We start from the raw sequence: 21,581 nt of genomic DNA, 5'->3' as shown, positions 1-21,581 counted from the left end.
CTCCTCCAATTAATTCGGTATTGTAAGTTCTGTCATAGGCAGAAGGCGTGAATCTTCGATCGCTGCAGTCCGATGCCCGATACCGGCCATGTAGTCTTGATGACTTGAAAAAGCAAGAAACGACTGCGCGCTGCTCTGGCGGATCATCATGACAAGATCCCATCTTACGTCTTCGGGTCCGATAAGAAACTCTCCGCCATCGCCAAGAAACATGATTTCACCTCCGCTTTCACGGAGAAATGGGAGGGTGTGCTCGATATAGCGGTTGAAAGCTTCGGCACCGTTGATTGGGACCTCCGGTGTTAGTTCAGAATTGGCTGTGTAATCGGCAACATCACGATAACGCATGAGGTTCAACATGACGATGCTGCCCTCGCTGCCTCGCTGCCTCGCTGTATGAACCTCATGCCAGCACGTTGCTATGGTTCGATGTAACGACTAAATTCAAATTCTGTCATAGTGTGGCTCCTTTCGTTGTTCCTTTTTTTATTCTAAATTCCTTACGCCTACACATTCTTTCGTTCATTAGTTCCCTTCAGGGAATGCATTAGCGGCTAATCTTTTGATATGGTTTCTGATATCAGGTGCCCAGTCATCGATGCAGTGGTAAAAACGATCAAAATCACCAGCATACAGTGCCCGCAGAGCTTCTTCGTATTGATGGAAGTTCCCGGCCATAGCTGTCATAAAGTGATATGTTGCTTCTTGTGACTCTCGTATCTTGCTCTGTTTTCCTCCATCACGGCGAGCATCACCAACGAGTTTTCGTAATGTTACCGACGCCCCTCCAGGTTGACTCTTCAGCCATTCCCAATCTTTTGGCAATAATGTAACCTCACCAGATACAACCCCCATCTTGGGTCGACCGACCCGCCGTGTAGGCTGGTGATTCATTTCCGCACCGGGCAAGTCGCCAAACTGTTCTCCTAATCGTTTGAGCACGTCATCTGTCTTCCCACGGAAATCAACATCTATTTGCTTCCCCGTGGTATCGTCAAATATAAGCAGCTGTGTGAGGTCTCTGTCATCCAGAGCATCCTTCACTGTAGAAACAACGTGTTGTAACGAACCACTGGCGACGACTCCCACACCCAAAAATGCCGTGCAGCAAAAGAGCGTTTGATCATCTCTCATTCTGTAGATCCTCCTCTGAATGTTTCACTAATTTTACCCGGGTAAAAATAAAAAGTCAATATTACCCGGGTAAAATATATTTTGTCGTTTGTTATGGAGGGATTAAATGCAAAAGACGCGGCCTAAGAGAAACCGCGCTGTTGAGGGCTAGTGTTTGCTTTATGTTGTACATGCAGTGTTTTGTCGCAAAACTGCTCGTTAGCTCAATGAAGTGTAACTAAAATTTTTCGTAAATCTGAGCATAAGCCTTTTTCATTTCTTCTCGTAATTCTTTGTTCTCGTTCTCCAGTGCTTTGATTTTGCGTTTCAAAATATCGATGAGTATATCCTTATTCGCATCATTTATCTCACGCTTTATTTGCTTTGGAGTGGGTGCTTGTGATTGTTGACGGCGTAAGGATTCGATCCTCTCGCGGATATCTGAATGGTTATATAAACTCGCTTTCGAAACACCCGATTCTTCTGATACGCTATTGAAATTGATGCTCTTGTTGACTCGTAAGAGGCGTTTAATCGCCAGATCTACCTTCTCTAAGGTGCTTGCCTTCCGTTGAGCATGGATGCTCTTCAGATGGGCTGTACGGTCATAATTAGCCATTTCCAGCACTCACCTTTTTTTACACGGCGTTGAGCGATGGAGGCAGGCCCGCGGCAGCAGATCCGCGCACCTGATTGTTTCCGGATGAAGCCGGGCGAGAACCACGCACATGGTTGCTTCCGGACAATGTTCAGAGAAAATAAAGTATTAGACTGGCAGGCGTTTCATTAAACGAACGGGCAGGATAGTCTAAGATCATTCGTGATGAACCGTATCATAAATAGGGCGGAATTTTGAGAGAGGTTAGGAATTTTTTGTTTTCTTAACGTCTCTTCACAAAAAAACTTGCACCGTGGGACGTAGCCGCCGCAGGCTTGATTGCACGGGAGGCGGGAGCATTGAGTTGCAATGTACAAGTGATGCCCGATGACATCCCTAATGAACTCTATGGTGAAGTGGTCGTATTCACGACACCTGGAATCTTCGATGATCTCTTGACATTATTGCGGATGGAATCAGAATAAAAGGTTCAGTCTCTTTTCGACATTGTTGTACGTGCGAAAACGTTAGCTTAGTAAGGCATGTTCTTCAATGAAAAGGCCATCCTTTTCAGGATAACCTTAAATACTTGCCGCTTCAGACAGCACGGAGAACCGTATCATACTTTACAGACAGGTCATTCCGCTAACGGGAAACGTTAGTGGAATAGCGGTTGCTTCGGCAGCCGTTTTTTATTTGTTCGCGTGCCCAGAAGCACGCATTATCTAGTTGGTGAAAGTCCAACCAAAGGAGGGGCCAAGCCACCTCTGTAGCTAGGATGCCTGCTCATGGCGAAATCTGTGTGTAGAAGCGCATCGACAAAAGTATCGGTCAGAGACCGGGCGAGCAACAATCCAGGCCGCAACATGAAGTGAATCCTGCCGCGTCGTCAAAAAGGCCCTGCGAAGGGGAAGAGAGGGTGCCGAGTCTCGGTACAATAGACGAAGGCCAAGGAAACTGTACAGAACTTGGAACAACAGTGAAGAATCCTCCGGCGTATAGGGAACGGCATGGTTTGAAAGATAATGCAGTGAACTGGGGAGACCCTCCCCCACACGGGATTTTTTTTTTTAGAAACCCGTAAAGAGGCGCTCTATAAGTCCAGAAGATGAAATGAACCGTCTGTGGGAAGGGAGTCCGAGGGGCTCATAGTACCGAAGAACCTAAGGACAACATAACCTTAGGGAGGGAAGGAGCCCTGCTTTGTTTATGCTTTTGGAGGAGGTACGAGTGAGTGAATGCCAACCGGCTAACGACACCCAAGGAAAAAGTTCAACAACTCCAAAAAAAGCTAGGTCATGCGGCCAAGGAGAACAATAAGCGTAAATTCCATGCCCTGTACGACAAAGTCTACCGCTGGGATGTGCTGTGCGAAGCCTGGAAACGGGTGAAAGCGAACAAGGGAGCTGCGGGAGTGGATGCCGTGACGCTCGCAGATATTGAGGAACAAGGAGAAACAAGTTTCCTCAAGGAATGCGAGCGAGAACTGAAAGAAGGCAATTACCATCCGCAGCCCGTACGGCGGCACTATATCCCGAAGAAAGATGGGAAGCCAAGACCGCTAGGCATACCCACTGTGCGCGACCGAGTCATACAAATGGCAACGAAACTCGTGATTGAACCGATCTTTGAAGCAGACTTCGAAGAAGTATCCTTCGGATTTCGTCCGAAGCGAAGCGCGAAAGGAGCGCTAGAGCGAATCCGGAAAGCCTGCAACCGCAAAGGGAATTGGGTAGTCGACGTCGATATCCAAGGTTACTTCGACAATATTAATCAAGAGAAGCTTATGAAATTGGTACAGATGCGTATCAACGACAGGCGGATCCTAAAATTAATACGGAAGTGGCTTCATGCGGGAGTGATGGAAGAAGGAAACGTAAGGCGTTCCGATTTAGGAACACCGCAAGGTGGAGTCATTTCACCGCTTCTGGCGAATATCTATCTGAACTACTTTGACCGACTGTGGGGGAAACACGGAAGTAGAGTGGGAGAACTGACAAGGTATGCAGACGATTTTGTAGTGGTCTGTAAAACCAAAAAGGACGCCGAACATGCGTATGAGCTCATACACAGAATCATGGAACGTCTGGAGTTGACCCTACACCCAACCAAAACCCGCATCGTAGGCCTATGGACAGGAGAGGAAGGATTCGACTTCTTAGGAATGCATCACCGGAAGACCAAAGCAGAAACGTCCCAAGGCAAGGTGTACTACACCACGCAGCAGTGGCTAACGAAAAAGGCGGAGGAACGCATTCGAGGAGTGGTCAAAGAAAGACTGGCTCCACCGAGTATGCGATCGAAATCATTCGCGGAGCATGTAAAGTGGCTCAATCCAAAGATTCAAGGATGGAGAAATTACTACTACACGAACTACAGCCAAAAGAGATTAGCCAAGTTGGATTGGTATATTCTGCAGCGATTAACCCGGTGGTACGCGAAGAAGAGACAACGAGGGATTTGGATGAGCTCACGATCTGAGGTCAAGTATATTGCCAACATGTATGGATTGAAAACGCTATTGTGATCTGCATGCCCATGATTGATGAACATCGGAAAGCCGTATGAGGGAAAACCTCACGTACGGTTTGATGAGGAGGGGCTGGTTAGGCCAGCCCTTTACTCTAGAACTATACCAGCTAATAGCTTGTCAATATTTAATTATTAATGAAGAAAACGAAGGGTGCTATACTAGTAAAAACGCATAACAAATAACCGTCCCATAGAATTTGGGAAGGCTTTCCTCGATATCTAAATGTTACTTATTCAGTCGACGCGGAAAGGCTCCTTCTTGGTCAATATCGCATAAATCCAATGGATCAGTTTATTTACACATGCGATCACGGCTACTTTAAACGGTTTACCTTCTGCTCGCTTTTTGTCGTAATAAGCCCTAATTTTCTTATTACGTGAGCTTCGCAAACCACATCGCACAGCTTGATATAAGGCTGTCCGGAGTCTCCTGGAACCGCGTTTGGTGATTGTATTTCGGGTTGCTGTAAACTTGCCGGAAGAAAAGACACTTGGATCAATACCGGCAAACGCAACTAGTTTTTTTGCATGATCGAACCGATCGATTTCTCCGATCTCAGCTAAAATTGTTGCAGCAATTTTAGTACCAATGCCGGGTATCGATTGGATTAAATCATACTCCAGTAATTCTTCAGCCAGGGCCTCTATTGATTTATCAAGTTTCGCTAGATGCTCCTGATACTGAAGAAGTAAATTAATAAACAGCTCCAATGAGATTAAATGACTCGGAAAAGCGGTCTCCCTGAAGGGATTTCGCTCTGCTGCAGCCATTAGTTTCTGTGATCGTTCCAATGACCACCGGTTAGAGGCGACATGTCCAACAAGGCGTTGTATGTTCGCTGTCACGTTTTCCTCAGACATCGCTAGCACCGATTGAGACGTTGGATACTGAGCTAGGAAACGAAGTGACACCTTAGAATAAAGGTCACCAAACACGCCGTGATACTCCGGAAAGACTTGATCCAATACCGCTTGAAACTGTAACTTTGCCTGGACATACATTTCAGTCAGTGACTCATGTTGCCGTGTCAGGTAACGCAGATTCATCAGATACTGACCCCGTTTTTTGTAAGGCTCCAGCTCTTCTTTGTAGACAATTCCCCCAGCTGGTGTGCGTCAGCAACATCCGTTTTCACTTTACGCAAATTCATCTTTTTCGCTTGGTGTGAAATTAACGGATTGATAACGATATACAGATATTGATGCTCATTTAGAAACTGTATAACTGGACTATGATAATGCCCCGTTGCTTCCAACACAATGGCAGGACGCTGTCCAGCAAAGGACTCCACGTTTTGAGCATAACGAAGGAAGGACGCTAATCCCTCAAGATTGTGCTTGAATCGAAAGGTCTTTCCGTAGGGCGTTCCTCGATCTGAAAAAGCTTGTGCATGACTTTCCCCTTTAGTGACATCCAATCCAATGACAGGGTTCATTCAACCACTCCCGATATTATATTCGCCGGCAACCCCTAACCTTCTTGTCGTCCACATTATCGCATGTGATTCGGGATCATTGTCCCAACCAGCCTAATCATGGTTTAACAAGTAGGGGGGATGAACTGTATAGCTCTCGGGATCTAGCTCCCACGGGCAGAAACGTTCTATCCCCGGCTACCGCTATCTTACGACCACACAAAAATGAGGTCTACCAGAAAGATCTGGTGACCTCATAATACGATACAGTTAATAGAAGTAAGGAATAAATGTTTTTGTTTTTTTAAGGTAACGTTCGAAATCATCGCCGTACTTCTCAGCAAGGTGCTTATCCAGCATCGGAATATTGTAGAATGCGAAGAAACAGAACAACCATAGTGGCACGAGCAATGCCCAAGCGTTCCATGCGACGAATGCCATCGCAAGCACCCATAACACATCGCCGAAATAGTTAATATGGATCGAATAGCGGAAGTAGCCGCCTGTGTACAGTTTTCCTTTATGTTCAGGATTTTGTTTCCATTGATGACGAAGCCATTCGGCATGCGAATTAAAGAGTGAACCTATGACGAAGATGACGACAAATACAATGTCCCATCCGTTCAACGGCTTATTATGGGTCAAGCTGAGAAGAGGAATAACGATATAATACAACGAAAAAGCCGTCGGAACACTAAACGCCTCCTGCCATGACATAGGTCTTCTTAAAAGAAAAAACATCGTAAATTTCATCCGAACGAAAACGATTAAAATAAGGATGAATAGAAGCAAATTCCGTCCTGAGTCACCATTCGTTAAGTTCCAATGAAATACACCATTTAAAACCTCCGCGCCATCAAAAAAAAGCAGCCAGCCGGCAATTGCCAAAATAATCGTCTCTAGCATGAATAAGGTAAGGCGAGGATACCAATAGCCCGTGTTTTGATTGTACAGAGTTTTCATGTTGCGCCTCCTAGTTTTGAAATTAGATTAGATACTATTTCAAAACTTATAATAGCTCAACTTCATTTGATTCGCAATATAATTTTGAAATTTGACATCGCGATAGTTTAAAATTAAAGTTGGATAGTAGGGGTGATCGCAATTGAACGGATTTGAGAGACGAACGGAACAGAAGAAACAGCTTATATTAGCCATAACGAAAGAGAAGCTGAACCATGACAGGTTTCATAGAGCAACGATTAAAGAAATAGCCAAGGAAGCAAAAGTATCTCAAGTATCCATTTACAATTATTTCGGGAGCAAGGACGAGCTGTTATTTGAAGCTATCGGCGAAATGATGGAGGAACAGTTGAAGAGATATGAGCATTTATTAGAAGGCCAGATGTCTTACCCAAAGCTCATGTATACGGTAATGACGGAGGAAATGAAATTTGTTAAGGTCATTAATGACTGCATGAAGCAATCTGCTGATATTGTTGCGATGCAGGAGAGAGTGGATCGGTTTCTGGAGATGAAGTTCATTCCGTTTCTGCTGAGGCTTATTCAGCGTGGGCTGGAAGAGCAGTATATGGCAGAGGGCTTGAGGGAAGACGAACTGCTCTTTTATTTCAACATGTACCAGAAAGCGATGAACCAATTCCAAGAGACTGACCGTTCCGATCATGCTGTTATTTCCGAAGAACGCTTTATTCAATTTTTCTTCAAAGGTCTTATGGGCGATATGCGGGTTGCTAAAATAGAAAAGAGGTAATTCCAGTACCAATTAGGTTTTCTTTATTTATGTAGGAACATTTGTGTCAATGAAAAATGCACAAATGTTCCTACATTATCGTTATTTGACGCAAAGTTACCTACATTGTGGCGATGTTGGTTTATGTAAAAGCAATCATGTTATGCAAAATTTTAGTCGCACTTCATTGAGCTACTATGAAAATTCATAAACAGCAAAAGTACGGAAAAGGCAGCACTAAAGAAGACGCAGCTCGTTCGTTTTTTTAAAAGGGGAGAGCGCCTGAATAGCTTTTTATTGTAGCTTATATAGATCAAGAGCCTTCTGGTTTAGTGATGGTAATGGAGTAGCCTAGCCCTTCAAGTCTGCGTAAAGCATGTCGCACAATGGACTGTTCCCTTTGCTTATTGAAGTAGTCTTCCCCTAGATCAACATACATTTCTTTACGAGTTAGAAGGTAATAGGAGATTCTCAACATGGCATGAGCGACTACAATTCCTGCTCGTTTCCTTCCTTTTCGCGCTGCTGTACGCCTATACAGTGCGCCAAGGTAATTCTTAGATCCTTTTACGGAATGAGCAGCTTCGGTTAAGCCTGATCTCAAATATTTATTGCCCTTTTTGGTTTTAGCCGATTTCCTTTTGCCCGCACTTTCGTTATGGCCAGGAACAAGTCCTGCCCAGGAACACATATGAGCTGCGCTTGGAAACTGGTTTTTAATATCTGTACCGATTTCAGCCAGGATTTGTTCGGCCATTCGTGTTGATATGCCTGGAATTGAGTCTAATCGTTCGATATCTTCTTGGTAAGGATTTACTCGCCGTGCAACTTCTTGATCCAGCATATCAATTTGTTGAGTTAGAAAGTCGATGTGAGTTAGAATGGTTTTTATCATTAGGCGTTGATGGGGACTTACGTATCCTTGGAGGGCAAGTTCGAGTTCAACTTTTTTTCGTTTTAGTGTTCGAAGGGCCATGTTGGCCAGTTGCCCAGGATCATCTATACCTTCAGCAATCGCATAAAGCATTTTTTTAGAGGAAACTCCCATAATATCTGAGACAACGGAACCAAGCTTAATATTAGCTCCCTCTAATACTTTTTGGATTCGATTATGCTGTCTGGCACGTTCTTCGATGATACTCCGGCGATAACGAACAAGCTCTCTTAACTCACGTTGATTACGGTCTGGAATGAAACTGGCTTTAATCAGTCCGTGGCGAAGGAGTTGGCAAATCCATTCTGCATCTTTAACATCGGTTTTGCGTCCAGGCACAGCTTTCATATGCTGGGCATTAACAACCAGAAATTCGATCTCTTCAGCCTCAATTAAATTTACAATAGGTTTCCAATAAACACTTGTGCTTTCCATGGCGACATGAGTACAGCTGTGCTCCTTAATCCAGTCCACTAACTTAAGAAGAAATACAGTTTTAGTTGAAAATGTTTGAATCTCCTTTCCTTCAGGTGTCATGATGCATGCAGTAATATTGTCTTTATGGACATCCATACCGCACGCCCGTTCAATAATTACATCCATGCCATTCAACCTTTCTACGGCATCATGATTGGAGACTGGTGCAACAACCAGAATAGGATTAATCTACTATGAGTGCTTCCCAGTGGGAGCAACATTCAGTGGTGCACCGTGGTCGTTGGAGTCAGACTAACGGATGGGCTCTAAACGCACCATAGTTCATCGACCTTCCTCTCCCAGCCGTACTTCCAGTATAAAATACCAAGCAAAAATTTTCATTCTCTGTGGTGCAGCGCTGATTTTGCGCTGCATGGTTGGCTAACGGGCAGTTATGCGCATAAATACAAGAATTTCTTCAAATACTCCATTATCCGTATACCTATTTAACGGTAAACTGACTTAGATGAAGAAATTGTATCCTAGAGACAAACTCTGATGAAGGCAGGTATTGAGATGAGTATCCGTTACGCTTCGAATATTGAGGTTATCACTAAGGAGGCACTTCAAGAGTTATTTCTTTCGGTAGAGTGGGAATCAGGAAAACATCCAAATGAACTTATACAAGCGATTAAAGGATCTCATTCGATTGTTGCGGCTTGGGATGGAGATAAGCTCGTCGGTCTAGTAAATGCTCTTTCCGATGGTGTTTTAACAGTATATTTCCATTATATGCTGATCAATCCGAGTTATCAGGGTGAAGGAATAGGTAGGAAAATGATGGACATTATGCTTGATAGATATAAAGGATGTAAAACGAAAGTACTAATTTCTTATCAGAGTGCAGTGGATTTTTATCATAAATGTGGCTTTTCCAAAGAGGATGGAGCCACGCCTATGTTTATTTCAGAGTTGGTTTGATTTAACTACTATGAAAATTCATAAACAGCAAAAGTACGGAAAAGGCAGCACTAAAGAAGACGCAGCTCGTTCGTTTTTTTAAAAGGGGAGAGCGCCTGAATAGCTTTTTATTGTAGCTTATATAGATCAAGAGCCTTCTGGTTTAGTGATGGTAATGGAGTAGCCTAGCCCTTCAAGTCTGCGTAAAGCATGTCGCACAATGGACTGTTCCCTTTGCTTATTGAAGTAGTCTTCCCCTAGATCAACATACATTTCTTTACGAGTTAGAAGGTAATAGGAGATTCTCAACATGGCATGAGCGACTACAATTCCTGCTCGTTTCCTTCCTTTTCGCGCTGCTGTACGCCTATACAGTGCGCCAAGGTAATTCTTAGATCCTTTTACGGAATGAGCAGCTTCGGTTAAGCCTGATCTCAAATATTTATTGCCCTTTTTGGTTTTAGCCGATTTCCTTTTGCCCGCACTTTCGTTATGGCCAGGAACAAGTCCTGCCCAGGAACACATATGAGCTGCGCTTGGAAACTGGTTTTTAATATCTGTACCGATTTCAGCCAGGATTTGTTCGGCCATTCGTGTTGATATGCCTGGAATTGAGTCTAATCGTTCGATATCTTCTTGGTAAGGATTTACTCGCCGTGCAACTTCTTGATCCAGCATATCAATTTGTTGAGTTAGAAAGTCGATGTGAGTTAGAATGGTTTTTATCATTAGGCGTTGATGGGGACTTACGTATCCTTGGAGGGCAAGTTCGAGTTCATCTTTTTTTCGTTTTAGTGTTCGAAGGGCCATGTTGGCCAGTTGCCCAGGATCATCTATACCTTCAGCAATCGCATAAAGCATTTTTTTAGAGGAAACTCCCATAATATCTGAGACAACGGAACCAAGCTTAATATTAGCTCCCTCTAATACTTTTTGGATTCGATTATGCTGTCTGGCACGTTCTTCGATGATACTCCGGCGATAACGAACAAGCTCTCTTAACTCACGTTGATTACGGTCTGGAATGAAACTGGCTTTAATCAGTCCGTGGCGAAGGAGTTGGCAAATCCATTCTGCATCTTTAACATCGGTTTTGCGTCCAGGCACAGCTTTCATATGCTGGGCATTAACAACCAGAAATTCGATCTCTTCAGCCTCAATTAAATTTACAATAGGTTTCCAATAAACACTTGTGCTTTCCATGGCGACATGAGTACAGCTGTGCTCCTTAATCCAGTCCACTAACTTAAGAAGAAATACAGTTTTAGTTGAAAATGTTTGAATCTCCTTTCCTTCAGGTGTCATGATGCATGCAGTAATATTGTCTTTATGGACATCCATACCGCACGCCCGTTCAATAATTACATCCATGCCATTCAACCTTTCTACGGCATCATGATTGGAGACTGGTGCAACAACCAGAATAGGATTAATCTACTATGAGTGCTTCCCAGTGGGAGCAACATTCAGTGGTGCACCGTGGTCGTTGGAGTCAGACTAACGGATGGGCTCTAAACGCACCATAGTTCATCGACCTTCCTCTCCCAGCCGTACTTCCAGTATAAAATACCAAGCAAAAATTTTCATTCTCTGTGGTGCAGCGCTGATTTTGCGCTGCATGGTTGGCTAACGGGCAGGTTAGTTGAACAACAGTGGCTGTTATTGGCGAACTTTTTTATACTGACTGGTTTATGAATGTCATTTTGGAATTTAGTTTTATTCAAAGGGGATAATACCTATAATACTACTTCCAGAGGTGGCGTAAAAATCGTGAAAAAGTTAGTCATAATATACATGGTGTTTGCTGGACTATTTTCCTCGATACAATTAGCAAAGGCAAGTGTTCAACCAAAATTAAAAACAGAAGATGTTTCATCTATTCAAGCAAACCGTATTTATGGGGGGGCTCGTTTATTTAAGGAAAGCGACGGATATGAAGAAGTAATCATCAGTAAGGTTGTTAAATGGATAAACACATCAAATCCTTCCGAAGTACCAACTGAGTTTGAGTTAAATAAAACTCCCGTCTCCAATTTGAAAATAAGAATGAAAAACGGGGATATTGCAGTTATTGAACCTGCCTATAATTGTATTTTTGAAAACCAAAAAAAGACATGCACAATAGCAGATGGTGAGGTTATATATACCCAAAATAATATAAGAGTTCGATTAAAATCACTGGAGCTATATGATTGGCTCTTAGTTGGGTGGCAATATGAAAGTATTGGAGTTCCCAAAGAAGAATTGCTTGAAGAAACTTTATATACCAGATATTTTACCTATCTCGACAAAACTTACTCAGACTTTATCATGTGTCCAAAAATAGATAAAATTGAAAGAATAAATGGCGATACAAGAAGACATATCGTTCATGCAAGTGCGTTAAATTATGGTGCACATCATGGTGACGTTCCTTATGATAGAATACATATTACGTTAACTGATACTCCAGAAAATGGTTTTGAAATAAATAAAGTTACAATCGAAAAAGGTATTTCTGGAAAAGAAAGCCGTATACAATGTAGACGAGAGAACTAAAATAACTTGAGCTAACGGTGAACATTAGTTCAATGAAAGAGAGACAGTCTAGGACATATTTCCTCGTCCTTGGATGTCTCTGTTTCTATTTCTAAGGTTAGTCTCAATCTAATTTTAAAATAACCCACCGAGCTAAAGCATGCTGGCGGGTTTGTTTTTTTCTGCAGATTGTCTAGTGAAGCTAGGACGGAAACGCGTCTTTTTTAACAGGTCTAACTTCTATGCATTGATTTGTTTGGGTTCACAGAAGTATGCTCAATGATCACCTTATTCCCGTTCCCTGGCGGCAGCTCAAAGCTGTGATTTGCCCACTCCTGCCAATTCATGTACATGTTGATGAAGCCCGGAGCCGCAACCTCGATTCGCTGCAGCAATCCCTTGATCGCTTCCTGTTGCCCAAGCTCCGCTGTGATCAGCTCGGCAATAGCCATTGGGGCCTTGCGCAGGACTTTGGCCAGCTGCATGGCAATATTGCTGGAGTAGTCGCCGAAATCCGGATTAGCGGGCTGTTCAAGAGCGATGGTTAAATGTTCTGGTGCGGCAGCGGTCATGCTGCTGAATACCTGCTGGACGCTTTGTTCCAAGCTTGTTTTAATAAGTTGGCTTAACACGGGATGAACCTCCTTTAAAATTCCTGAAGCAGATTTGCGTTACATGTGTACTTAGCGGGCTAAAAAACATCAAAAAAAGCCCCCGTCTCTAAAAGAGACGAGGGCTTTAGCGCTCGCGGTACCACTCTCGTTGCTAAACACCTTGGTTTAGCCACCTTACAGGTTAACGGTCTTCAGCCGGGGCTTCCTACTATCAGTTCAGAAGTCCATCTCCCGGGTGCGCTTCATTAACTGGCCTGTACCGGCTCTCACTCTTCCGGCTCGCTGGGGACTAGGGTCAGGCAACTACTTTCCCGTTCATCGATTGTATATTGATTTTTATCAGTATAGCGAATTTATGGAATAAATCAATAGCCGATTGGCTTATTTAGAAATATCAATGAATCCTTCGCCAAACACGTCGCGCACATCGTGGATCGTGACAAAAGCATTTTTGTCCTCAGCCCGTACGATTTTTTTGAGCATGGAAACTTCCTGCTTACTAATTACGATGTAAAGGACTTCCTTTTCTTCGCCGGTGTAATAGCCGTATCCCCGGAGCACCGTTACTCCGCGGTCCATAATCTCCGTAACCCGTACGGCAATGCTGTCATAGCGTGCCGAGATGATGGTCACTGCTTTTTTAGGATTCAAGCCCTCGATAATGAACTCCATAGCTTTGGTTCCGATATAGAGGATGACGAACGTAAACATCATCTTTTCGATACCAATGACGAAGGCGGACAGTCCGGCAACGATAAGATCAAAGAACAGCAAGGCATAGCTGATATTCCAATCCCAATATTTATTGGCAAGACGAGCCAGAATTGTTGTACCTGCAGTCGTGCCGCCGACCCGGATGATCAGTCCAATCCCGACCCCCGCAAACAGACCCGCGAAAATAGCGTTAATCACTGGCTCATCCGAAGCGATCTGCCAGTTCTTGGTCAAGTACAGGAACAGGGAGTTAAAGGCAACGGCGATAATGGTGTAGCCCGTCGTTTTTTTATCCAGGAGTTTGTAGCCGATGATCAGCAAAATCCCGTTCAAGATGATGCCGACCAGCGCAGGTGACCATTTCAGCAAATAATACAGAATGATCGATATCCCTGTCACGCCACCCTCACCAAAGTCATTGGGAATCACAAATAAATTGACTGCCAGCGCAAAAATAAATGCCCCGAGAAGCAGCATAACCATATCATGTACTCTTTTGTTCATACGATATACCTCCATGATTTTAAAGCTCACACAAAAAAGCGATTAAAGGAAAAAATCATCCTTTAATCGCTTTGTAGCAAACATAGGTTGCGCAGCTCTTTTGATCCTTTAATCATAACAAGCCTTATAGGGGATGTAAATGATTTAATTCAGGAAAGGAGTCCCTTTTCAATCGGAAGTAGGCGCAGCGGTAAGGTCCTTAATATCCGTTGAACCAAAGATAAGCAGCACAATCACTATGACCAGCAGGATACCCCCGGCAAATTCTTCACCGTCAAAATTGTCCATACGTGCTTGGCCTCCCTTTGTATTCATCCACTCAAGAGTTGTCTGATTTTTTCTTCAAAGCGGCCATGATCTCGTTCAAGGTCAGGCTGCTGTTGTCGTCGAGAAAGCTGACCAGTTTATCTACGTTGCTGTCGTTCAAATTGCCGAGTGATTTATACTTGCCAACCAGGCTGACAAGAAGCGAAGCGTCCGTGAACATTTGGACAGAGTCTACTTTTAACTTGCCTGTTAAAAGAAGTGCAGCCACTGCATATTCCAGCCCCTTTGGACTTTGCGTTTTTGGGTTTGCCGGTTGTTTTTTTATGCTCGTTTTCTTTCCTTTTCCAGGAGGGGGCATGGACTCCCTTCTTCCTTATGCATTCTTTCAGAACAGCGGCCACTAGTGGGCGAACTCTCTTTTGTACACTTTATGCACTGCTGCAGGATTTGGTGAATGGAGCCTGTCTTTTGTCCACACCGTCAGGGTAGCAAACGAATATTAATATATTGTGCGATCAATTAACACTACCGCTAGAATCAGAGTTTGATATTCACAAATGAGTGGATTGAAAGGAGAAATGAGACGGATGACCACATTATCTACTGGACCTATTGAGAATAATCCTGTTCTTGGAGTAAGACCGGCGCAGCTTGTAACTGTAAAGATTGTGAATCGGGCTGCTGCAGAGGTACTGGTTATTAATATTCTAGGTTACTTCCTGGACACTACAAGAACTTTATATGTGAGTGAAGTCGTCGAAATCGCACCTGACGAGGTGGTGACCAGAGACTACTTTGCTAATCTGGATGCTTTCGAATTTCTCTTTACAGGCGATGACCTAGGAGAAAAAGCAGGGATTTCAGTATGGGGCAAACAAGCTGACGGTCAATTGGTGGATGCCCATCGTGTTGTAACGCATGAGATATTGAATGACGAGTTGTAATATCTGCACAGCAAACAGGGACATCCCAGCCTTAGGCTGTGAAAGTCCCTGTTTGCTGTGCAAGGAGATAAGCATGCATGGCCAATTTATGAAAGCATGAGGATTTCACGGATATCCTGCTCGCTTAAGGCAGACATGGCCTCCTGGCCCGGTTGGATGACTTCGTCGATCAGGTTCTTTTTCTTCTGCTGAAGCTCGTACATCTTATCCTCAACAGTCCCCTGTGCTACGAGGCGGATCACCTGCACCACCTTCTTTTGCCCGATCCGGTGGGCCCGGTCGGCAGCTTGCTGCTCGACAGCGGGATTCCACCAGAGATCGTAGAGAATGACCGTGTCCGCTCCCGTCAGGTTCAGTCCGGTGCCACCCGCTTTTAGTGAAATCAGGAAAAGATCGCGTTCACCCTCATTGAACCTGTTGCAGAGCTCCACCCGCTGGGCTGAAGGCGTCTGGCCATCGAGATAGAAATGCTGCACACCCAGCAGGCCCAGTTCACGGCCGATCAGGCCGAGCATTTCGGTGAACTGGGAGAAAATCAGCATCCGTTTGCCGGAGCTGCGGCATTCTTCAATAATCTCCAGCAGCTGTTCGAATTTCGCCGAGCCGCCGGTATAGCCTGCAATGAACAGCGCGGGGTGGCAGCAGAGCTGGCGCAGCCGGGTCAGCCCGGCAAGCACCTTGATTCTGCCGTTGCCAAACCCGTCGTTGTCCAAATGCTTGAGCGCTTCCTTGCGCAGCCTGGCGAGATAAGCGACATACAGTTTTTTCTGCTCAGGCAACAGCTCCGAGGCCTGCAGAGTTTCGATTTTGTCCGGCAGCTCTTTCAGTACATCGCTTTTTAGGCGGCGCAGCAGAAAAGGCCGTGCCCGCCTCGCAACCGTCTCCCGGGGCAGGTCATGAAAGGCCTTTTTGCCCGGAAACAGTCCGGGAAACACCACTCCGAAGATCGACCATAGATCCTCCAGAGCATTTTCTACCGGCGTTCCGGTAAGCGCGAAGCGGTAGCGCGCCTGCAATATTTTGACCGCCTGAGCTGTCTGGGTCGCATGGTTCTTGATAACCTGTGCCTCATCCAGAAACAGGGTGTGAAAGGAATGCTTGGCGTACTCTTCAATATCACGGCGCAGCAGCGGATAGGAGGTGATGATTACATCGTTTCCTGCGGTGTTCTTCAGTATCCGTCGGCGTTCGGTTAAGTTCCCGTCGGCTATGGCTGCTTTGATCTCCGGGGCGAACTTCTTCAGCTCATTCTGCCAGTTGTAGAGCAGGGAGGCCGGAGCGATGATCAGCGCAGGGAGGCCTCCCTGCCGGATATCCTTAAGCTCTGAGAGCAGGAAGGCGATGCTCTGCAGCGTTTTGCCAAGACCCATATCATCGGCCAGGATACCGCCGAACCGGTAGTGGGCCAGCGTCTTCAGCCACTGGAAACCATATTGCTGATAATCCCGGAGTACGGAAACAAGGCTGTCCGGCACAGGGAAATCAAGATTTTCGGGATTCCGCATGTTGGCCAGAAGCCGGCGCAGGGAGCGTCCCATGGTGACGGAGTCCCCCGCGCTATCGCCATTCAGATGCAGGCCGCGGGCCAGGGGGAGGGAGAACTGCGGGCTTTTGAGCTCATCCTGCCGGATGCCGATTTCGTTCATAAAGGTGATGATTTCTAAGAATTCCGCACTCTCCAGCGGCAGCAGCGCCCCATCCGGCAGCCGGTAATAGCGGCGTTTCTCCTGCAGCGATTTCAGCACCAGTACAATTTCCGTTTCGGGGATTCCTTCCACGGCAAATTTGAAGTCCAGCCAGTCGGTTTTTTCGTTCCAGCTTAAGGTTACCTTCGGCAGGGCTGTTCCGGTGAGCAGTCTTCCCTTGACAGCAGTAGTGGCATATACCTCAAGCAACGGCTCCAGCAGCGGCACGGTATGATAGAGAAAATCAAATTCGCCGTCCTCATCGCTCATAATATAGCCGCTTTCCGTTTGGGTAAAAGAAGCATGATCCATCAGCGCAAGAATCCGCCCTTCGGCTTCCCCGTCCCGCATCAGAATCACCTCATTGCCCCGTTCGCGTGCTTTCTCATCGAGCGGATTAATCACAATATTGCCGTATTGAAACTCAAGGCCTGCCAGCAGCCGGTCTCTTATCCGGTCAAGATAAAGTCTGGCTTGAAGCTGTGCCTGGATGATGCGGCCTTGGATAGCCTCGGCAATATGCACATGGCCCAGCTTTTTCAGCCCGGGAATCACCTTATCCATAAAAGGCTCCATTTGCTCCGGGGCAATGGCAATTTCATCTTTGCGGGAGGACGCCAGCATTTTCTTAAGCTCGGAGATACGCTGGCATTCCTGAACCGGCAGCTTCAGTAGCCTGCCTTCAGACAAGATAAGCCCGTAATCCTCCATGACTGTAAGCTGTGCCAGTCCCTGGATATCTAGCCGATAGCTGTTATCCGGGGTTTGATCGAATTGAAAGCTCAGCGGAGGGGGAGCTTTTGTGATCTGAAGCCCTTCAGTGCGTATTCCCCCTTGCTGCAAATGGGCAGAGGATACTGCTGTTAGCGCAGGCTGAACTTGCTCCCAGAAAAAAGGCGGAACCGGCAGCAGCCGTTCCCCTCCAGGGCCACCCGAATAATGCGTATGTGGACTGACAGCTTCGCGGTACATCTTTTCATTTAAAAGGACTTCGATCAGCTTCAGAATCACCGCATTGTCTTCTTTATTGAAGCTGTGCAAGGATGGGTCATAGATAAAATGCTTGGTGAACTCAAAGGATTCTCCGCGGTGGATACGCTCGAGAAAAGCTCTGATTTTCTGCACAATATAAAGCCGTTCTAGTCCGATCTTCAGTTCAATTCCAAGCTTATGAGTGCCATCGGTGTACAGAACCGGCTTGCAGATGAACTCAACCTGAAGCGGGGTTCTGATATCGCTATAGGTTCCGGTGCCGCTTGGACGCTTCCGGGAACTGCCGAACATATCCAGCATGCTGGTCACCAGTTTTCGGTCACCCGTATGTTCCCCTGTATCAAAGGCTGCAGGTTCAGGATTACGCGGAGTAAGTCTGCCGCTCTCTCCGGTGGAGCCTCCGTGAAGGTGGAGACTGGGGCCGGCCATACTTCTGGAGAGTTCTGTGTCCATTTCCTGACGGAGTATATTCACGAGAACAGCTGCAATATGCTTGCAAAAAGCTCCGCCGTGGTGGTATGCAGGGCAGGTGCATTCCCCATTCACGTCACCGTCACTGTCTATAGCAAGCACCACTTCGTAGCTTTCGAGGCCTTGAACCTCAGCCCGGTATTTTGAATATTCCAGCTCAACATTGTTCTCTGCATAGGTCAGCGTGACCTTATCCGCTTCATAATAAACCGTTCCCTGCTCCAAAGCAGTACCGCCGCATAGCAGCCTGATTACCCGTTCCGGCACATAGAAACCCACAGCCCTAATCACTTCCTTTTGTCTTGTCCATAAGTCCGAATTTGCTATAGTACCCATAATAACAGAACAGGCGTACGCCTTCAAAACCATTTACCGGAATCCCTGAGCTGATGCTGCGGTGCGGGATCACTCTAAGCGTTTGCACTGTACAAAAAGGCCATCTCCAAACCGCATTTCTGTGGTTTGGAGATGGCCTTCTATTGAAAGGTTTCAGTGTAGCTTTCCGGCTTCCTCAAAAGACCGGCCTAACTTCCCTTCGCTTCTGGGCGTACTGCTGGTCCGCTGATACCGTACAGCATGAAAGCCAAAGTCTGCTCAATTTCCTCTTCATCATTCCAATCGCTATCTGGCAGGAACAGCAGACGGGCCAGCAGATATCCGATTACAGAAGAGACCGTAAACCGGATAATTGCGGGTGTGGGCATGTCGATAATTTCGCCCTTTTCCTTGAAATGCTCGGTAATGGCAGTTACCCGCTCCAGTACCTGGCCGAGAACATTCTCGGCGAACTGTTCCCTTAATGCGGGCTGAAAGGGGATTTCCTGAATAAGAATTTTCAGAATCTTAAAGTTCTTGCGGGCGAATTCCAGCCGGTTGACCATAAAAGCCCGCAGAAATGCCTCATAGCTCTCGGGAGGACCATCCAGCACGCCGTCGAAATTACGCATGACAAAGGGCGCGATCATGCGGCTCATCGTCGGCCCGACAATGGAGAGCAGCAGATCCTTTTTGGTCTTGTAATAACGGAAGATCGTCCCCTCCGCCACCCCCGCCTTCTGGGCAATTTCACTGGTAGCCGCAGCCGAATATCCTTTATCCGAAAATATTTCAATCGCCGCCTCCAGAATGGCGAGCTGCTTCGGCGTCATTTTTTCTTCCTGACCGATGGCCAGCAGCTCCTCAATCCACTGCTCCCCCTCATGCTGCTGCTCCGCAGCATTGTCCGTCTCCATTCTTTTGCCCTCCAAACCTCGTATTTTCCGTTTATATTACCATAGCCCCATGTGATATTACATTTTGCGGTGTTTGCGCAGGGCCAGCACATTCAGCAGCATGAACATCAGAGAGAAACCGATCAGAACAAAGACATCCAGGGCGATGTCACTCCAGCCTTTGCCGCGGATCATGATGTCCATCAGTGCCTCCGAGCCGTAATAGATCGGTGTCGCCAGCCCGATCCGCTGCAGCCACACCGGGAGTGTATCCATCGGGAACAGCCCGCTTAAGAAAATCTGCGGCACGATGATTAGCGGAATGAACTGCATCATCTGCAGCTCATTGGCAGCAAAAGCCGAGAGCAGTGTACCCAGCGTCAGCGCTGTCATCGACAGCAGCAGTGTCACAAGCAGGACATAACCGAAGCTGCCAGCCATCATAATTCCCAGCACCTGAATGGAGAACCAGGAGATCAGCAGCGCCTGGAATATGGTAAAAATTCCGAAACCGCACACGTAGCCAATAACGACTTCCCAGCGTTTCAGCGGGGTGGAGAGCAGACGTTCCAGGGTTCCGGTAGTCCGTTCGCGCAGCAAGGAAACGCCGGCAATCAGAAAGACGAAGAAGAAGACAAAAACGCCGATCATAATCGGACCGAAGCGGTCGATTGTACTCATATCTTCAGCGCCGTACAGATAGCTGATCTGCGGCTTCAGCTGACCTTGTTCCTGGCCGGGTATAACAGGCTGCAGGCTCTGGACCGCTTCCTGTAAGGCCATCAGTGCCGCACGATTTGCCGTGGGGTTGCTGCCTTCCAGCACAACTTCGGGAGCAGCGCCGCTTACTGTGACAAGCGCATCGATCTTGCCCTCCTTCAAAGCTTCGTTGCCCAGCTCTGCCGTGGCGTATTCGACAACAGCAGTGCTTTGCTTCTCAAACGCCGCAGAGATGGCTTGGGTATTTCCGTACACACCAAACTTCGGTTCATAGTCGTCGCCGTTAAACACCAGACTCATTAAGCTGAGAACCAGCAGGGGGGCAATAAACATCAGTGCCATCGTTCTTTTGTCATGAATAAACTGCTGGAGAATTCGCAGGGTGATCGCCCGGATTCTCATCGGCGGACACCTCCATAATATAGAAAAGCTTCTTCAAGAGAAGCAGAACCGGTAGCGTTCAGCAGACCTGCAGGTGTATCCACCGCCAGCAGTTCACCATCACGGATCATGGCCAGACGGTCGCATTTCTCGGCTTCATCCATCACATGGGTAGTGAGTACAATGGTAGTTCCTTTGCGGTTCAACGCCTTCAGTTCCTTCCAGATGGACTGGCGCAGTACGGGATCAATGCCAACCGTGGGCTCATCAAGAAGCAGAAGCGGAGGCTCATGCAATAAAGCGATTGCCAGTGACAGACGGCGTTTCATCCCCCCGGAATACTGATCGACTCTTTTGCGCAGATGATCCTGCAGATTGACCAGCTCCAAGACATCCCTGATCCGGCGGGTGCGGTTTCCGCCTTTCAGTCCATAGAGAGCGGCGAAGAATTCCAGATTCTCTTTTGCGCTCAGCTCCGTATACAAGGCGTCAGACTGAGCCATATACCCGATTTGCTGCAGCATGGCAAGCTTAGGCATGGGTATCCCCAATACACGCACTTCGCCCGAGGTCGCTTCATCAATCCCGGTCAAGAGCTTCACCAGCGTAGTTTTGCCGGAGCCGGAAGGGCCCAGAATGCCGAAGGTTTCCGCCTCTGCAACCTGCAGGGAAATATCCTTTAACACTTCCTTGCTGCCAAACGTCCGGCAGACGTGGTTTACGGAAACAACAGAAGTTCCCAGATTCATAACTATCTCCTCAATTCTCATAATAATGAGTGAGTACTCACTCATTATATTAATGCAATCAGCTGCCGATGTAAATCTTTTTTCTGCGGATAGTTAAATGTTTTAAATTTTAGAATAGTGGTTTTCACAAGAACGAATCAGGGTAATTA

Annotated in this window: 20 protein-coding genes, 1 pseudogene and 1 other annotated feature; of the genes and pseudogenes, 6 read left to right on the top strand and 15 right to left on the bottom strand. The window is 46.4% G+C overall.

All coding sequences use genetic code 11. The features are described from left to right. Window positions 1-9: 9 nt before the first annotated feature. The 3 genes from NST07_RS27980 to NST07_RS27970 form a co-directional block, all read right to left on the bottom strand. Window positions 10-360, bottom strand: coding sequence for a DUF1330 domain-containing protein (locus NST07_RS27980; RefSeq protein WP_341095890.1), 351 nt, complete (start codon window positions 358-360; stop codon window positions 10-12). 165 nt (window positions 361-525) lie between these two features. Further along, the gene (locus NST07_RS27975) at window positions 526-1,134 is read right to left on the bottom strand and encodes a DUF2239 family protein (protein WP_341095888.1); all 609 of its coding nucleotides are present in this window, start codon (window positions 1,132-1,134) and stop codon (window positions 526-528) included. 217 nt (window positions 1,135-1,351) lie between these two features. Next, window positions 1,352-1,732 (bottom strand): DUF6262 family protein, encoded by a 381-nt coding sequence (locus NST07_RS27970; RefSeq protein WP_341095886.1) that lies wholly within the window; start codon window positions 1,730-1,732, stop codon window positions 1,352-1,354. 338 nt (window positions 1,733-2,070) lie between these two features. Here NST07_RS27970 and NST07_RS27965 point away from each other — a divergent pair, with 338 nt between their 5' ends. Both NST07_RS27965 and ltrA read left to right on the top strand, forming a co-directional pair. Beyond that, window positions 2,071-2,196: a hypothetical protein gene (locus tag NST07_RS27965; RefSeq protein WP_341095884.1), complete on the top strand. Its 126-nt coding sequence runs from the start codon at window positions 2,071-2,073 to the stop codon at window positions 2,194-2,196. A 749-nt stretch (window positions 2,197-2,945) separates the two neighbouring features. Further along, on the top strand, window positions 2,946-4,238 hold the full coding sequence (gene ltrA, locus NST07_RS27960; RefSeq protein ID WP_342480589.1) for a group II intron reverse transcriptase/maturase: 1,293 nt from the start codon (window positions 2,946-2,948) through the stop codon (window positions 4,236-4,238). 239 nt (window positions 4,239-4,477) lie between these two features. On the opposite strand, the pseudogene NST07_RS27955 reads toward ltrA, so the two are convergent. Together NST07_RS27955 and NST07_RS27950 are read right to left on the bottom strand one after the other, a co-directional pair. Beyond that, a pseudogene (locus NST07_RS27955) lies at window positions 4,478-5,679 on the bottom strand (IS110 family transposase). Between the two features lie 249 nt (window positions 5,680-5,928). Then, the gene (locus tag NST07_RS27950; protein WP_342480588.1) at window positions 5,929-6,621 is read right to left on the bottom strand and encodes a DUF1295 domain-containing protein; all 693 of its coding nucleotides are present in this window, start codon (window positions 6,619-6,621) and stop codon (window positions 5,929-5,931) included. Between the two features lie 142 nt (window positions 6,622-6,763). On the opposite strand from NST07_RS27950, the gene NST07_RS27945 reads away from it, so the two are divergent. Continuing rightward, on the top strand, window positions 6,764-7,372 hold the full coding sequence (locus NST07_RS27945) for a TetR/AcrR family transcriptional regulator (protein WP_068538177.1): 609 nt from the start codon (window positions 6,764-6,766) through the stop codon (window positions 7,370-7,372). Window positions 7,373-7,664: 292 nt separating this feature from the next. Here the strand turns inward: NST07_RS27945 and NST07_RS27940 are convergent, their stop codons facing one another. After that, window positions 7,665-8,888 (bottom strand): IS110 family transposase, encoded by a 1,224-nt coding sequence (locus NST07_RS27940; protein WP_342480587.1) that lies wholly within the window; start codon window positions 8,886-8,888, stop codon window positions 7,665-7,667. A gap of 372 nt (window positions 8,889-9,260) precedes the next feature. Here NST07_RS27940 and NST07_RS27935 point away from each other — a divergent pair, with 372 nt between their 5' ends. Next, a complete protein-coding gene (locus tag NST07_RS27935; RefSeq protein ID WP_342480586.1) occupies window positions 9,261-9,683 on the top strand; it encodes a GNAT family N-acetyltransferase in 423 nt (140 codons plus the stop codon). Between the two features lie 126 nt (window positions 9,684-9,809). On the opposite strand, the gene NST07_RS27930 is transcribed toward NST07_RS27935, so the two are convergent. Beyond that, window positions 9,810-11,033, bottom strand: coding sequence for an IS110 family transposase (locus NST07_RS27930; protein WP_342479910.1), 1,224 nt, complete (start codon window positions 11,031-11,033; stop codon window positions 9,810-9,812). A gap of 399 nt (window positions 11,034-11,432) precedes the next feature. Between NST07_RS27930 and NST07_RS27925 the strand changes: the two genes are divergently transcribed. Continuing rightward, window positions 11,433-12,200, top strand: a complete 768-nt coding sequence (locus NST07_RS27925) for a hypothetical protein (protein ID WP_342480585.1) — start codon at window positions 11,433-11,435, stop codon at window positions 12,198-12,200. Between the two features lie 212 nt (window positions 12,201-12,412). Here the strand turns inward: NST07_RS27925 and NST07_RS27920 are convergent, their stop codons facing one another. The 3 genes from NST07_RS27920 to NST07_RS27910 form a co-directional block, all read right to left on the bottom strand. Next, window positions 12,413-12,811 (bottom strand): hypothetical protein, encoded by a 399-nt coding sequence (locus tag NST07_RS27920; protein WP_342480584.1) that lies wholly within the window; start codon window positions 12,809-12,811, stop codon window positions 12,413-12,415. Between the two features lie 90 nt (window positions 12,812-12,901). Beyond that, window positions 12,902-13,121, bottom strand: a binding site (T-box leader). Window positions 13,122-13,174: 53 nt separating this feature from the next. Further along, window positions 13,175-14,011, bottom strand: a complete 837-nt coding sequence (locus tag NST07_RS27915) for a YitT family protein (protein WP_341095876.1) — start codon at window positions 14,009-14,011, stop codon at window positions 13,175-13,177. A gap of 319 nt (window positions 14,012-14,330) precedes the next feature. Beyond that, a complete protein-coding gene (locus tag NST07_RS27910) occupies window positions 14,331-14,546 on the bottom strand; it encodes a hypothetical protein (RefSeq protein ID WP_342480583.1) in 216 nt (71 codons plus the stop codon). A 289-nt stretch (window positions 14,547-14,835) separates the two neighbouring features. Between NST07_RS27910 and NST07_RS27905 the strand changes: the two genes are divergently transcribed. Then, window positions 14,836-15,222: a hypothetical protein gene (locus tag NST07_RS27905; RefSeq protein ID WP_341095871.1), complete on the top strand. Its 387-nt coding sequence runs from the start codon at window positions 14,836-14,838 to the stop codon at window positions 15,220-15,222. Window positions 15,223-15,308: 86 nt separating this feature from the next. Here the strand turns inward: NST07_RS27905 and NST07_RS27900 are convergent, their stop codons facing one another. From NST07_RS27900 to NST07_RS27880, 5 genes are all read right to left on the bottom strand, one after another. Further along, window positions 15,309-18,650, bottom strand: a complete 3,342-nt coding sequence (locus tag NST07_RS27900; protein WP_342480582.1) for a DEAD/DEAH box helicase — start codon at window positions 18,648-18,650, stop codon at window positions 15,309-15,311. A 4-nt stretch (window positions 18,651-18,654) separates the two neighbouring features. Further along, window positions 18,655-18,795: a hypothetical protein gene (locus tag NST07_RS27895; protein WP_342480581.1), complete on the bottom strand. Its 141-nt coding sequence runs from the start codon at window positions 18,793-18,795 to the stop codon at window positions 18,655-18,657. Window positions 18,796-18,895: 100 nt separating this feature from the next. Further along, entirely contained in the window at window positions 18,896-19,603 is a 708-nt protein-coding gene (locus NST07_RS27890) for a TetR/AcrR family transcriptional regulator (RefSeq protein ID WP_341095867.1), read from the bottom strand. Between the two features lie 57 nt (window positions 19,604-19,660). Next, window positions 19,661-20,704, bottom strand: coding sequence for an ABC transporter permease (locus tag NST07_RS27885; RefSeq protein ID WP_341379670.1), 1,044 nt, complete (start codon window positions 20,702-20,704; stop codon window positions 19,661-19,663). Continuing rightward, a complete protein-coding gene (locus NST07_RS27880; RefSeq protein ID WP_341379669.1) occupies window positions 20,701-21,432 on the bottom strand; it encodes an ABC transporter ATP-binding protein in 732 nt (243 codons plus the stop codon). Before NST07_RS27880 ends, NST07_RS27885 begins: the two co-directional genes overlap by 4 nt. Between the last annotated feature and the right edge of the window lie 149 nt (window positions 21,433-21,581).

Source organism: Paenibacillus sp. FSL L8-0340, assembly GCF_038593145.1.
GTDB lineage: Bacteria > Bacillota > Bacilli > Paenibacillales > Paenibacillaceae > Paenibacillus_AQ.
The sequence above is the reverse complement of the archived record's forward strand: the minus strand, read 5'-3'. Positions and strand labels throughout refer to the sequence as shown.

Bases quoted from the DNA above. Each gene is read 5' to 3' on its own strand.
- NST07_RS27970 (WP_341095886.1), bottom strand. From the start codon at position 1,732: ATGGCTAATTATGACCGTACAGCCCATCTGAAGAGCATCCATGCTCAA.
- NST07_RS27915 (WP_341095876.1), bottom strand. From the start codon at position 14,011: ATGAACAAAAGAGTACATGATATGGTTATGCTGCTTCTCGGGGCATTT.
- NST07_RS27905 (WP_341095871.1), top strand. From the start codon at position 14,836: ATGAGTGGATTGAAAGGAGAAATGAGACGGATGACCACATTATCTACT.
- NST07_RS27880 (WP_341379669.1), bottom strand. From the start codon at position 21,432: ATGAATCTGGGAACTTCTGTTGTTTCCGTAAACCACGTCTGCCGGACG.
- NST07_RS27890 (WP_341095867.1), bottom strand. From the start codon at position 19,603: ATGGAGACGGACAATGCTGCGGAGCAGCAGCATGAGGGGGAGCAGTGG.
- NST07_RS27940 (WP_342480587.1), bottom strand. From the start codon at position 8,888: ATGGATGTAATTATTGAACGGGCGTGCGGTATGGATGTCCATAAAGAC.
- NST07_RS27980 (WP_341095890.1), bottom strand. From the start codon at position 360: ATGTTGAACCTCATGCGTTATCGTGATGTTGCCGATTACACAGCCAAT.
- NST07_RS27975 (WP_341095888.1), bottom strand. From the start codon at position 1,134: ATGAGAGATGATCAAACGCTCTTTTGCTGCACGGCATTTTTGGGTGTG.
- NST07_RS27930 (WP_342479910.1), bottom strand. From the start codon at position 11,033: ATGGATGTAATTATTGAACGGGCGTGCGGTATGGATGTCCATAAAGAC.
- NST07_RS27950 (WP_342480588.1), bottom strand. From the start codon at position 6,621: ATGAAAACTCTGTACAATCAAAACACGGGCTATTGGTATCCTCGCCTT.
- NST07_RS27885 (WP_341379670.1), bottom strand. From the start codon at position 20,704: ATGAGAATCCGGGCGATCACCCTGCGAATTCTCCAGCAGTTTATTCAT.
- NST07_RS27935 (WP_342480586.1), top strand. From the start codon at position 9,261: ATGAAGGCAGGTATTGAGATGAGTATCCGTTACGCTTCGAATATTGAG.